The organism is Halobacterium jilantaiense (assembly GCF_900110535.1).
Taxonomy (GTDB): domain Archaea; phylum Halobacteriota; class Halobacteria; order Halobacteriales; family Halobacteriaceae; genus Halobacterium; species Halobacterium jilantaiense.
Genome location: NZ_FOJA01000001.1, coordinates 259881 through 272443, shown reverse-complemented (window position 1 = coordinate 272443; position 12563 = coordinate 259881). Strand labels below are relative to the sequence as shown.

Genomic DNA, 12563 nt, shown 5'->3' with positions numbered 1-12563 from the left:
CGCACGAGGTATGAAAGAGGACCTGATGGACATCATCTGCTGTCCGCTGGACAAACACGACCTGGAACTGGACGTGGACGCGGAGGAGGACGGTGAGGTGATGGCGGGGACGCTGACGTGTACGGACTGCGGGGAGACCTACCCCGTCGAGGACGGCATCCCGAACCTCCTGCCGCCGGACATGCGGGAGGAAGCGTCAGCCTGACGCAGGGAACCTTTTTGTCGCGACGGCGGGATGCTTCGACCGTGCCGGAGACGCTGTCGGTCCACCTCAACCGCGAGGGTCCGCGCGAGCTTGACGTGGAGCGAGCAGCGCTTGAGACCGACCGGTCGTTCGTTCTGGAGTTCGTGAACCACGGCCAGCCGCTGCACGTCCACCTCCACCCGAGCGAGACGCTGGACGGCGTCGTGACGCCGGCGGAGACACAGGTGTACGTCGACGAGGGGGAGACACGGCCCGTCGACGTCTCGGTCCCCCGGCAGTCGGGCCCCGTCGAGGGGACGCTGGACGTGGTGACCGGCTACGGTGCCGAGGAAGCGACCGTCGCGGTTTCGGTGACGAGCGAGCGGAAGGACGGCGGGCCGGACGTCGCCGTCGACGACACGCTGGCAGAGAAGACGGGGGCGGAGTCCGAGGCGACGACCTCGATGACGGCGGTGGTGACGCCCGTAGTGCTCGCGGCGACGGTCGTCGTGGTCGCCGCGGCTGTCGCCATCGCGGTGCCGGACGCGGGCGCGCTCGCAGTCGGGGTCGCAGGCGTCCTCGCGGGCGTCGCGGTGGCGGCGTACGAGCTGTTCCGGTGACGCGTCGGTAGGACGAACAGCACGGGAAAACCGCGAGCAGCGCCGCTGCCGTCAGTGGTGGTCGTCGTGGTCGTCGTGGTCGTGGTCTTCGGGGTACGTCGGCGTCCCGGAGAGGCCGTGGTCGTCCATGCGTTTCGCGCGCAGGAACCGGGCGCGGTAGCGGTTCGCGCCCTCGTAGACGTCGGCCTCCCTGATGTCGTCGGTGCGGCCGTCGGCGACTGCGTCGATGATGTCCTCGACCTGTTCTTTCTCCTCGGGCGTGAGTTCGAACGTGTACTCCCGGGACTCCTCGCGTTCGAGGGTCGTGAACTTCCGGGCGGCGGCGACGAACAGCGAGCAGGGTTCGCGACACGGGAACTCGCCGTCGCCGCGCGGCACGTCGAGTTCCTCGTCGCCGTTCTCGTCCCACTCGCGGCGCTTCAGGCACTGGGAGTCCACACAACAGGCCTCGGCGGCCCACTCCAGGGCCTCGTCGTCGAGTTCGGAGACGATGCCGTAGATGCCGGTCTGGCGGCCGGCGGCGTCCTCCCAGTGGTCGACGTCGAGGTCGCCCTCGCGCTCGCGGTGCCAGTTCGCGACCGTCGCCGGGTAGATGTACTCCACCGTCTCGACGAGGTCCCGGCCGTCGAGGTCGACGAACGCCCAGCCGTGGGGGAGCGACGGAGCCGTCGAGAGCGGTCGGTACCGGCCGTCGTCGTCGTGTTTGACGAGTTCGCGCGCGTCGAGGGGGTCGGTGTAGGCGTCCACGTTCTCGCCGACATCGTCCTCGTGGCGGACCTCGTACCGGCGCTGACCCTCACTGTCGAGGACGACCGTGACGGCAAGTTCGCCCCAGTGGCGGGTGTGGCCGCCCCGGAGCGCGTCGTAGCGCTCGGGGACCGGGAGACGGTCCTCGTCAGCACCGCCGGCGGCGGTGCCCTCCAGCCACCGGAGGAAGGCTCGGCGGGCGGTGCCGTGCCCCTCGACCTCGTGCTCCCAGTAGTACCAGTTCGTCGCGAACGGGTCGTCCGCGCGTTCGCGCAGTTCCTCGCTCGCGAGGACGGCTTCGTCGTCGGGCGTCGCGAAGCGGTAGGCGTCTCGGTGCGGTTCGACGGTGAGACCGTCGAATTCGATGCCGTCGTCGGCGGCGTCGACGAGCGCGTCGGCGACGGACATCTAGTCCCCCGCGGCGGCGTCGGCCCCGCCGGTGCGCTCTCGGACTGCTTCGACGGCGTCGTCGACCGGTGCGCCGGCGTCCGCTGCGCGTTCGAGGACGACGTCCGCGACCAGCGGCTCGGTGCCGACCGCGCCCGAGTACCAGATGTGGTGGCCGTCGACCTCGCTGGGAATGTCGTAGCCGGTGCGGTAGTCGTCGGTGAGCCCCATGTCCTCGGGGATGTCCTCCTGCGTGTGGAAGCCGTCGGAGACGAACAGCGGCACGACGACGATGTCCTCGGTCTCGAAGAAGTCAGTGACGTCGTCGACCTCCGGGTCTTCGTCCATGAACACGGCCTGTACCTCGCCGAAGACGCCCATCTCGCGGATGCGGTCGGCGTGGTAGTGGATGGCCTTCGCGGAGTTCTCGTTGCGCTCGGTGCCGTGACCGACGACGGCGAGCCCGAAGTCGTCGCCGAACTCCTCGCGGTCGGTGACGGACTTCGCGCGCTGGACGATGACGTCGCTCATCGAATCGTGGGTGCCGACGGGGCCGCAGTAGTGGATGGTCTTCTCGACGTCGTCGGCGTCGAGGGTGACGTGGTCGGCGTCGGTGCCGTCGGAGTCCCAGTCCTCGGGGTCCCAGTCGTCGAGCCGCAGTTCGCGGGGGATGACCTGTTCGGTGAAGTACCCCTCCGAGATGAACAGCGGCACGACGTACACCTCGTCCGATTCGAGGGTGCGGAGGACGTTCCGGAACGACGGTTCCTCCTTCCAGAACGCCTCGCGGACCTCGTCGAACGCGCCCGACTCTCGGATGGTGTCGGCGTGCGAGTACGCCGGCTCCGAGGAACCGGGGTTGAGGTGCGAGCCGTGTCCGACGATGACCAGCGCTTGCATGCCCATCGGTTGGAACGACACGTCCTTAGGGACTTCGGGAGGGGCGGCGTCTTCGGCGAGTCGACCGGCAATTCCGAGATGTTTCGTCTCTTTTATCATCACCGAAGTCACAGGTTAGTGGTACTAATGCGTACGTCGCCCTGGCTCCCGCTGGCGTTCGCCGCCCTGGTCGCCGCCAGCGGCTGCGCCGCCCTCCCCGGTCTCGACAGTGGCGCTGACACGCCCCCCACGGAGGACGTCGCCGCGGCGTTCGGTGACCTCGAAACGGTGTCTACGACGCAGGTGTCGAGTACCGAATTGAACAGCACGACCAGCGAGACGCGGATGGAGATTCGTCTCGCAGTCGACGAGAACCGCGTCCGGCGGTTCAGCCGCGTACTCGAACCCGAGTCGCAGGCCGGCGACGTTACCGTCGCCACAGGCGGGGAGTCGCTGATGTACGACGCCAGCGAGAACACCGTCACGCGAGTCGAGCAAACCGAGACCGCGATGACGTTCGCGGACCGCGGCGAGTACTACGCGAGCGTCGTCGCGGCTGCCCGTAACGGTTCGACTATTTCGCTGCCGGACCGCGGCGTGTCGCCGCTGCCGGTGGTTCCGGCCGAGTCGACCGGAACGGGCGTGGAGAGCGACGACATCCAGGGCTACGCGGTCGAGTACCTGGGCACCGACGAGGTCGCGGACCGGCGCGTACACGGCTTCCGGATGACCGCCGTGGCGGACGCCGCCATCGACATGAACCAGACCGTGTGGTTGGACGCCGAGTTCTACTACCCGCTGCGCAGCGAGCAGACGGTCACGCTCGATAACCAGACCTACGAGTTCGATACCCGCATGGAGAGCGTCGAGTTCAACGCCGACCTCCCGTCGGACACATTCGACTGGACGCCGCCCGCGAACGCCACCGAGGAGACAATCAGCGTCGACACGGAGCGCTTCGACTCGCTGGACGCGCTGGCCGAGGCCGCACCGCTGTCCGTCCCCGAGCCCGACCTGCCCGAGGACTACGCGTTCGACTCGGGGCGGCTGGCCGGCGAGAACGTCACGCAGGTCACGGCCGAGTACGGGAACGGCGACGGCGACACGGTCACCGTCTCGAAGTTCCTGAGCGGTCAGAACGGGTCCTCTGGCGGCTTCAGCCCCGATATCGGCGAGAACGTCACGGTCGCCGGGCAGAACGGGACCTATCTGGTCACCGGTCGGTCGTCGATGGTGTCCTGGGGCTGTGGGGACATCCAGTACAGCGTGCTGGCGACGGATCTCGACCGCGAGGCGCTGCTGGCGGCCGCCGAGTCGCTCGCCTGCCGGTAGCCGAACCTACGGCCGCCGGTACAGCGAGTACGCGATGCAGACCAGGCCCGCGAACTGGAGCAGGCGGACCGCGAGCGTCAGCGGCGACTGGAGGCCGCCGTCGATGACGCCGAGCCGCAGCAGCCCCGTCCCGACGAACGCTGCCGTGTTCGTGACCGCCGTGACGAGGATGAGCCCGGCAGAGAGGTACTGCATCGCCGTGCTCTGGTGTCGACGGAAGCCCCGGTAGGCCTGGTAGCCGATGAAGAGCCCGACGATGGTCGACGCCATCGACACCACGACAATCGCTACGAACCAGGTCATAGTCCCTCCCACATGCGCGTGAATCGGTCGGCGACGTCCTCTGTTTCGACCTCCACCTCGGTCGTGAACTCGCCGTCTTCGAGTTCGATGCTGAACCGCGTGAGCGTCGCCCGGTAGACGCTGTGGTGGTTGCCGTCCGGGCGGACGTTTATCGACTCCTCCAGGAGGCCGAGGTCGGTCAGGTCGTCGATGCGCCTGTAGACGGTCGCTGTCGACGCGTCGCAGGCCTCGCTGAGTTGGCTCGCGGACATTGGTTCTCTGCTTGCCGCGGCGAGGATGGCTCGGGCGTGCTCGTCGTCGAGCACGGAGAGCACCGCCGTCGGGTCGCTGTCCTCGCTCACAGCACCGATTCACACGCCCGTCATTTAAACGCAGGCTCTGAGTCGCAGACACTGAGAGTTAAGCCCGTCGGGCGTGGAGTCGCCGGTATGACGCTGGCTGGTGAGACGCGGGCGGCAGTCGACGACCACCCGTTCCTGCGGCGGGCGCTGCGCGCGGGTGTCGTGAACCACGCCGCTGCTGCGCGCTTTCTTGACATCGACGGCGACGAGGAGGCGGTGGCGGCGGCCGTCCGCCGGTACGCCGAGGACCTCCCCGCGTTCACCACCGAGGACGCCGGAGCGCGGGTCTCCATGGAGTCCGGGCTCTCCCGCGTCGAGGGGGGCGACGAGGGACTGCTCGCCGTCGGCGACGAGGCGTTCAGCGCGAACGGCGGCGACCTGACCGCGCTCGTCGCCGCCGGCGACGTGGACACCCGCGCGCTCGCGGTCGCCCTGGAGCGCCTGCACGTCGCCGGCGTCGACCCCGTCGCGGCGGGCGTCGCGGACTCGCTCGCCGTCGTGGTCGAGCGGCGGGACGGCGCGGACGCGCTGCGACTCCTCGAAGACGCGCTCGCCTCGGTCCCGCAGCGCAGCGACGGGTGACGATTCCGACGCCTTGAAGCGCTGGCCGCCGTAGGTTCGGGGGATGACGCAGTACGTGACGAACACCCTCTCCGGCGAGCGAGAGTCCTTCGAGCCACGCGACCCCGAGAACGTCCTCGTGTACACGTGTGGCCTGACGGTCTCCGACGACGCCCACCTGGGCCACGCTCGCCTCTGGGTGCAGTCGGACGTCGTGGCGCGGTGGCTCTCGCACGCGGGGTACGGCGTGCGACACGTGCAGAACTTCACCGACGTGAACGAGAAGATCGTCGCGCGCGTCGGCGAGGACGACCTCGGCGACACCGAGGCCGAGGTCGCCGCCCACTACACGCAGTCGGTCATCGACGACATGCGCGCGCTGAACCTCGAACGCGCCGACGTCTACCCGCGTGTCTCCGAGCACGTCCCCGAAATCGTCGCGCTCGTCGAGGACCTCATCGACGCGGGCTACGCCTACGAGGCGAACGGTTCGGTCTACTTCGACGTGACGAGCTTCGAGGACTACGGGAAGCTCTCGGGCCAGCAGGTCGACGAACTGGACGCGCAGGGCCCCGAGGACGAGCAGGCCGAGAAGCGCCACCCGGCGGACTTCGCGCTCTGGAAGGCCGGCGGCGTCAGTCCCGAAGACGCCAACGAGCACCGCGGCGACGACCTCCCGGCCCTCGACCACGAGTGCGGTCAGACGTGGGACTCGCCGTGGAGCGAGGGGCGGCCGGGCTGGCACATCGAGTGCTCCGCGATGGCGACCACGCACCTCGACGAGCACATCGACGTCCACGTCGGCGGTCAGGACCTCGTGTTCCCCCACCACGAGAACGAAATCGCGCAGAGCGAGGCGGCGTCCGGCGAGCAGTTCGCGGACTACTGGCTGCACGTCCGCCTGCTGGAGACCGACGGCGAGAAGATGTCCTCCAGCCTCGGGAACTTCTTCACTGCGAAGAACGCCGTCGCGGAGTTCGGCGCGAACGTCGTCCGGATGTTCCTCGTCTCCACCTCGTACACGCAGCGCCAGACGTACTCCGAGGCCACCGTCTCGGAGGCCGAGGAGCGCTGGGACCGACTGGAGCGCGCCTACGACCGCGCGACTGACGCCGCCGACGACGTGGCGGCGTACGCGAAGGGCGAAGACGGAGACCTGCGCGCGGCGGTCGCCGACGCCCGCGCGGACTTCGAAACCGCGATGCAGGACGACTTCAACACCCGTGGAGCGGTGTCCGCGCTGCTGGAACTCGCGACCGCCGTGAACCGCCACGTCGACGGCCACGACGACTACGACTACCGCGGGCTCGTCGACGCCATCGAGACCTTCGAGGAGCTGGGCGGCGGCGTGCTCGGCTTCCAGTTCGGAGACGAGGAGGTCGGCGGCGACGTCTCCATCGCCGAGGACGTCGTCGACCTCGTGCTGGACGTCCGCGAGGAGGAGCGCGACGCCGGCAACTACGACCGCGCCGACGACCTCCGGGACCGGCTGGAGGCCCTCGGCGTCACCGTCGAGGACACCGACGACGGCGCGACGTTCCGGCTGTAGCGCGCCGGGACCGGCCGGTTCTGAGCGGATAGGATTGCCATAAGGGTTATTCTCGGTGGGCGGCTCCGGACGGGTATGCAACGACACACCCTCACGGCGGCGGCACTCGCCGTCCTCGTCGCGCTCGCCGGCTGCGGGATGCTCACCGGCGACCTCTCGTACGCCGCGTCCCCGGCGACCGTCGACGACGCGACCCTCGACGAGACGGGCTACGAGGAGGCGAACGTCGCCGAGCAGGAGGTCACTCGGGAGTTCGAGGCGGCGGGGCAGTCCCGGAACGTCACGGTGACGAACCACGTCGCGATGTACGAGCGCAGCGTCGACGTGCCCGTCGTGGGCGAGCAGCGCGCGGCCGTCTTCGGCGCGTTCGCCAGCCCCGAGGTGAGCGTACTCGGCCAGTCGTTCAACCCCATCGAGGACTACAGCAACCGGGAGCTGGTGTCGCTCGCCCAGCAGCAGTACAGCGGCCTCGCGGTCGGCGACGAGGTCGGCACTCGGAGCGTCACCGTGCTGGGCGAGTCGGCGAACGTGACGATGTTCGACGGCGAGGCGTCCATCGGCGGCACGAGCGTGGACGTCTTCGTCCACGTCACGAAGGTGAAACACGACGGCGACTACGTCGTCGGCGTCGCCATCCACCCGCAGGCCCTCGACGGCGAACGGGCGACCGTCGACGACCTGCTCGCGGGCCTCGACCACTAGGGCGAGTCCCGGTCGCTCCCGAACTGTTAGGGCCGTCGCGCCCCTCAGTCTGTGTATGACTCCCACGCTCGCGCCCGACTTCGAGCTGCCGAACGCCGGAGCCGGCCCGGACCCTTACCGGCTCGCCGACCGGGCGGCAGCCGACGACGTGGATTTCGTCGTGTTGCTGTTCCAGCGGGACTACCACTGCGGGAACTGCAGGGAACAGGTCCAGCAGGTCGCCGAGCGGTACGAGGAGTTCGTCGCTCGGAACGCCGAGGTCGCGTCCGTGCTCCCGGAGCCACGGGAGCGCGCCGCCTCCTGGCAGGACAGCTACGGGCTGCCGTTCGCGCTGCTGGCCGACGAGTCGAAGGCCGTCGGCGACGACTACGACCAGCCGACCCGGTTCGGCGTGCTGGGCAGCCTCCACGACCTCGTCGGCCGGATGCCGGAGACCGTGGTGCTGGACGTGCGCGGCGACGAACCGACCGTCGCCTACGAACACCGCGGGTCGTCGCCGAGCGACCGCCCGAGCGTCGACGAGCTGCTCGCCGAAATCGACGCCCTCGCGTAGCTCGTACGCCTACGGCCGCCTCGGCTCTGTGACCCTCGATTCAGGCAGCGGCGACGGCCAGCCACGCCGCTGTCTGCGCGACCGCGAGTGCGACCATCGCCGCCACGGTGGGGGCCGGCGACCGGGCGGTGGTGTACCGGCTGCCGGCGTACGCCAGCACCGGCAGAACGCCGACAGTCGCCAGCCAGACGGCCGACGGCAGGGTATCCGCGAGCGCGACGGTCGCCGCGGCGAAGGCGACGACCCCGGACCAGTACGTCCCGCGCAGTCGGTTCGTCGACCAGCGCGTCGCCAGCGTGCGCTTGCCCACGGCTGCGTCGGCCCGGCGGTCGGGCCACGTGGTGTCGAGGAGGTTCAGAAACACCACGACGGCGAACGGCAGACAGGCCGCGACCGCCGGGAGCGTGACGCGGCCGGTCGCCACTGAGACGGCGTACACCGGCAACAGCAGCCCGCCGAGTACGGCGTTGACGAGTTCGCCGAGGCCGCGCCACGCGAACGCCAGCGGGCCGACGGAGTACTGCCAGCCCAGCACTGCGACGGCGGCGAGCAGGCAGACCGACAGCCACGGGAGCACCGAGCCGGCCGTCGCGGCGACGAGGCCGACCCCGGCAGCGAGTGCGACTGCGCCGGCCGCCAGCGCGACGCGCCGGGAGAGCCCGGTCCGCGGCAGCGCGCCGCTCCCGCCGGAGAACGGCGTCCGGTCGGTCAGCCGGTCGGTCTCGGCGTCGGCGTACTCGTTGGCGTAGTGGACGCTCGCGGCGACCAGCGCCATCGCCGCGAGGCCGACCGCGTGCGCTCGAACGGGGAACCGGCCGGTCTCGGCGAACGCGAGGCTCGCGCCCATGGCGTAGACGAGCCCGATCAGCAGCAGCTGTGCGGGCCGCGCCGCCTTCCAGACGACCCAGGCCACGGTCCGGGCGTCGGTCGTCGGCCGGCCGGAGTCCGTCTCGTTCACGGCTCGGGGTCCTCCGCGTGCGCCGTTTCTGCCGCGTCCGACCCAGACTCACTGTCGGCGAAGTACCCGAGCTTGCGGGACCAGTCGTAGGGCTGGTACGTGACCCGCGGTCGCTCCCCGTTCTCGAGGACGCCGTGTTCGCGGAGGAACGCGTAGATGCCCGACCGGCCGCCGAAGTCCCCGCGGTGGTAGAGAAACAACCGGGAGACTGCCAGTCGGCCGCGGTCGTCGTACTCGCAGTCGCTGGCGAGGAACGACGCGGTGCTGCGGTCCAGCTCGTCGTCGACGCCGTCCGCGGTGTAGGCCGCTATCGGGGGACAGGAGGCGGCCGCGCAGTTCAGCGCGAAGTGGATTCGGGGGTCGGCGTCGGACAGCCGGTGGCGGCGCTGGAAGTCGTCGAACCGGACTCGCGGCAGGTAGCCGAGGCCGTACTTCGACTTCGACCCGCGGAGGATGCCGTGTTCCACGTCGTCGAGGCTCAGGTCGTGGCCGGCGACGGTCAGCCGTCGCTCGCCGAACAGCCGGCGCTGATCCTCGAAGATGTCGGGGTTCCGCTGGAGGTCGTCCTGCACAGCGGCGTTGTAGACGTTCAGCCAGAACGCAGTGGCTGGCCCCCGGGCGAGCGCCGCGAGCCGTGACTCGTCGAGGGCCGCGAGTGCCGTCCGGAACGGCTCGGTGGGGTCGCCGCGTCTGGTCGCGAGGACGTACTCGCGGGCGCAAGCGACCGGCGCGGACGGGGGCGCTGTCGGCGACACGCTCACCGCTACGGGCGCGAGAGACTCGAAGGTTCGGGCGACGACAGCGTGCGCTCCGAGTGGTGCTCGCACTGACGCAACCGCAACACTCAATCCGAACACGTTCGCTAGCTAGCGGTATGAACGAGGGGGAGCTGCAGGCACTCGTGGACCAGGAGACGCTGGCCGACCGCGTCGACGCCGGCGAGTACCCCGAGTGGGTGGGCCGGCACTGGGAGAGCTTCTACGAGGGCGTCACGGGCGAGCGCGACGGGTCGCCGTTCCCGTGTTACTTCGGCGTGGAGTCCGTGGAGAACGGCGACCCCGTCTACACGGCGGTGCCGTCGCTCACCGACCCGGACGCGCTGCTGTCGTTCCGCGACGCGCTGCTGGAGTACCTCGACACGTACGAGGAGAAGGACGGCGACGTGTCGTTCGTGACGTTCTGGAGGCCGCCGGAGGGATCGTTCTCGGAGGGGGACTACCACGAGGCGCTGTGGCACGTCCTGAACTTCCTGCACGTCCACGACCCCGAGCCGTGGCCGGAGGACATCCCGACGGACACCGACGACCCGCGCTGGGAGTTCTGCTTCGGCGGCGAACCGCTGTTCCCGACGTGTCGCGCGCCGTTCTACGACGAACACGACCGAATGTCCCGGTACTGTCCGGTCGGGCTGGAGATTACGTTCCAGCCGCGCTCGCTGTTCGAGGGCATCACCGCAGACACGGAGGCCGGCCAGCACGCCCGGGAGGTCATCCAGGACCGGGTCGAGGACTACGACGGCGTCTGTCCGCACGCCGACCTCGGGGACTGGGGCGTCGAGGGCGACCGCGAGTGGGTGCAGTACCTCTTCCGCGAGGACGAGGACCAGGCACCCGACGAGTGCCCGGTGACGTTCACGCGCGACCACCCGAAGGCGACGGCGGGCGTGGACGCGCTCGTCGCCGAGCAGGCCTCCGAGGAGCGCGCCAGTGACTGACGCGGCGCTCGTCCTCGTCGACTTCCAGGTCGGGTTCGGCGACCCGTCGTGGGGCGACCGGAACAACCCCGAGGCCGAAGCCCGCGCCCGCGACCTGCTGGCGTCGTGGCGGGAGCGCGGCGCGCCCGTCGCGCACGTCCGCCACGACTCGACGGAGCCGGAGTCGCCACTGCGCAGCGGCGAACCCGGGTTCGCGTTCGTCGAGGGGCTGGAACCGGACGCGGACGCGCCGAGCGAGCGCGAGTTCGTGAAGTCGGTCAACGGCGCGTTCGTCGACACCGGTCTGGCGTCGTGGCTCCGGGACCGGGACGCGACCGAGGTGGTGGTCTGCGGGCTGACGACCGACCACTGCGTGTCGACGACGGTCCGGATGGCCGAGAACAGGGGGTTCGACGTGACGCTCGTGCGGGACGCGACGGCCACCCACGACCGGGCGTTCGACGGCGAGGTGCTGCCCGCCGGCGAGGTCCATCGGACGGCGCTGGCACACCTCGACGGCGAGTTCGCCACCGTCGCGACGACGGCCGACGTTCGCCGGTAGTCGGGCTGGTGTGTCGCGCGGTCGAAGAAGAGAAGGGCGGGCTCGGGGCCGAGGTTACTGCGTCCTGTCCACCGACTAGCGCCGGTTTGCGTGTCGTTACTGGTTGCTCTCTGCGTCGTCGTCTTCGCTCGAAGCGGGCTGCAGGAGGTGGGGGCCCCGACGGTACTTCGGCGTACTGGCGAACTCTTCCATCCGCCGCTGTTCCGACTCGGTGATTCGGTGTGACATCAGCGCCTACTATACACAGGCAGGGTATAGTAATAATTCAGGTAATTCGCCGGTGGTAACGTTATGAAGCCGCTTCGCGGGTAGTCTGCGTCTCAACCGGGGCGTCGGAGACCGGGCTCGATAGTGGCGGCGGCACGCTAGCGCGGGCCGCGGTAAGCTGGCGTTACGCGCTCCTGGGAGCCGTGCTGCCTGCGCAGGCGACTCCTGACGCCCGTACGCTCCGAAAGAAGGTCGGCGGGCCCTCGACGGCGTCAGTCGCCGTGTTCGTCTGCGAGCGTCGGGCGGGTGCGGCGTTCGGCGAACAGTGCCATCACGAGTGCGACCGCGGCGAGCGTCGACATCGCTGCGAGCTTGAGGCGCATTGCAGTCACCACCAGACGGGCGCGGGGCTTCGTTATACCGCGACTTCCGGCGGCGCTCCGCGCCAGTCGGCTCCATAACAATCGCCGGCGCGCACCCAAATGGTAGCGTGCCACACGATTACTGGGGCCGGGCGGCGTCCCCGTTCCTCGCAGTGCTGGCCGCCACGAAGCTCGCCGACGCAGCCACCACGTACGCCGGCCTCGAAGTGGTGGCTGGCGTCCGGGAGGCCAACCCCTTCGTCGCCGCGCTCGTCAGCACGCACGGCACGCTCCCGGCGCTCGTCGCAGTCACGGTTGCGGTCGTCTGCGTCATCGGCGTCGTCACGGAGTCCGCGGTGCTGGTCGTCGGGCGGTTCGACGACGCCACACGGGAGTCGCGGCTGGCGCTCCGGCTGGTCGGATACGGACTGCCGTCGCTGTTCCACGTCGCCGTCGCAGCCCAGAACACCGCTGTCCTCGCGGGGTCGTGACAGCTACCCACTAACAATGACGTGGGGACACGAACGAACGAGTGGGGAGCATCCCCGTTCCGTTCTCCCCCGGAACACTCCCCATCCGCCCCCGACCGGACCCACCGCTCTCTCCCATCCCCGTTCTTTTCC

At 69.8% G+C, this 12563-nt stretch carries 16 protein-coding genes; 10 read left to right on the top strand and 6 right to left on the bottom strand.

Annotated elements, in window-relative coordinates; all coding sequences use genetic code 11:
* Positions 1-10: 10 nt before the first annotated feature.
* Positions 11-205 carry a methytransferase partner Trm112 gene (locus tag BMW35_RS01510; protein WP_089667387.1) on the top strand — a complete coding sequence of 65 codons (195 nt, stop codon included), beginning with the start codon at positions 11-13 and terminating at the stop codon, positions 203-205.
* 41 nt (positions 206-246) lie between these two features.
* Complete coding sequence (locus tag BMW35_RS01505) at positions 247-804, top strand: DUF7524 family protein (protein WP_089667384.1); 558 nt, start codon at positions 247-249, stop codon at positions 802-804.
* A 51-nt stretch (positions 805-855) separates the two neighbouring features.
* Here BMW35_RS01505 and BMW35_RS01500 read toward each other — a convergent pair whose 3' ends face one another.
* Both BMW35_RS01500 and BMW35_RS01495 read right to left on the bottom strand, forming a co-directional pair.
* On the bottom strand, positions 856-1959 hold the full coding sequence (locus tag BMW35_RS01500) for a DR2241 family protein (RefSeq protein WP_089667383.1): 1104 nt from the start codon (positions 1957-1959) through the stop codon (positions 856-858).
* Entirely contained in the window at positions 1960-2838 is an 879-nt protein-coding gene (locus BMW35_RS01495) for a CbiX/SirB N-terminal domain-containing protein (protein WP_089670314.1), read from the bottom strand.
* Between the two features lie 126 nt (positions 2839-2964).
* Between BMW35_RS01495 and BMW35_RS01490 the strand changes: the two genes are divergently transcribed.
* A complete protein-coding gene (locus tag BMW35_RS01490) occupies positions 2965-4149 on the top strand; it encodes a LolA family protein (RefSeq protein ID WP_089667382.1) in 1185 nt (394 codons plus the stop codon).
* Positions 4150-4155: 6 nt separating this feature from the next.
* On the opposite strand, the gene BMW35_RS01485 is transcribed toward BMW35_RS01490, so the two are convergent.
* Entirely contained in the window at positions 4156-4452 is a 297-nt protein-coding gene (locus BMW35_RS01485; RefSeq protein ID WP_089667381.1) for a DUF7521 family protein, read from the bottom strand.
* Entirely contained in the window at positions 4449-4793 is a 345-nt protein-coding gene (locus BMW35_RS01480; protein ID WP_089667380.1) for an ArsR/SmtB family transcription factor, read from the bottom strand. Before BMW35_RS01480 ends, BMW35_RS01485 begins: the two co-directional genes overlap by 4 nt.
* A gap of 87 nt (positions 4794-4880) precedes the next feature.
* Here BMW35_RS01480 and BMW35_RS01475 point away from each other — a divergent pair, with 87 nt between their 5' ends.
* The 4 genes from BMW35_RS01475 to BMW35_RS01460 all read left to right on the top strand — a co-directional run bounded on the left by BMW35_RS01475 (position 4881) and on the right by BMW35_RS01460 (position 8158).
* Positions 4881-5375, top strand: coding sequence for a DUF7523 family protein (locus tag BMW35_RS01475; protein ID WP_089667379.1), 495 nt, complete (start codon positions 4881-4883; stop codon positions 5373-5375).
* Between the two features lie 43 nt (positions 5376-5418).
* A complete protein-coding gene (gene cysS / locus BMW35_RS01470; RefSeq protein ID WP_089667378.1) occupies positions 5419-6903 on the top strand; it encodes a cysteine--tRNA ligase in 1485 nt (494 codons plus the stop codon).
* A gap of 75 nt (positions 6904-6978) precedes the next feature.
* A complete protein-coding gene (locus BMW35_RS01465; protein ID WP_089667377.1) occupies positions 6979-7605 on the top strand; it encodes a DUF6517 family protein in 627 nt (208 codons plus the stop codon).
* A 55-nt stretch (positions 7606-7660) separates the two neighbouring features.
* Complete coding sequence (locus BMW35_RS01460; RefSeq protein WP_089667376.1) at positions 7661-8158, top strand: peroxiredoxin family protein; 498 nt, start codon at positions 7661-7663, stop codon at positions 8156-8158.
* A gap of 40 nt (positions 8159-8198) precedes the next feature.
* On the opposite strand, the gene BMW35_RS01455 is transcribed toward BMW35_RS01460, so the two are convergent.
* Positions 8199-9116, bottom strand: a complete 918-nt coding sequence (locus BMW35_RS01455; RefSeq protein WP_245708112.1) for a prenyltransferase — start codon at positions 9114-9116, stop codon at positions 8199-8201.
* On the bottom strand, positions 9113-9943 hold the full coding sequence (locus BMW35_RS01450; RefSeq protein ID WP_245708111.1) for a DUF547 domain-containing protein: 831 nt from the start codon (positions 9941-9943) through the stop codon (positions 9113-9115). The genes BMW35_RS01455 and BMW35_RS01450 overlap by 4 nt, the downstream gene beginning before the upstream one ends.
* A 47-nt stretch (positions 9944-9990) precedes the next feature.
* Between BMW35_RS01450 and BMW35_RS01445 the strand changes: the two genes are divergently transcribed.
* From BMW35_RS01445 to BMW35_RS01435, 3 genes are all read left to right on the top strand, one after another.
* The gene (locus BMW35_RS01445) at positions 9991-10830 is read left to right on the top strand and encodes a YqcI/YcgG family protein (protein WP_089667374.1); all 840 of its coding nucleotides are present in this window, start codon (positions 9991-9993) and stop codon (positions 10828-10830) included.
* Positions 10823-11371: a cysteine hydrolase family protein gene (locus BMW35_RS01440; protein ID WP_089667373.1), complete on the top strand. Its 549-nt coding sequence runs from the start codon at positions 10823-10825 to the stop codon at positions 11369-11371. The genes BMW35_RS01445 and BMW35_RS01440 overlap by 8 nt, the downstream gene beginning before the upstream one ends.
* 697 nt (positions 11372-12068) lie before the next feature.
* Positions 12069-12431: a DUF5658 family protein gene (locus tag BMW35_RS01435; protein WP_143052121.1), complete on the top strand. Its 363-nt coding sequence runs from the start codon at positions 12069-12071 to the stop codon at positions 12429-12431.
* The last annotated feature ends 132 nt before the right edge of the window (positions 12432-12563 follow it).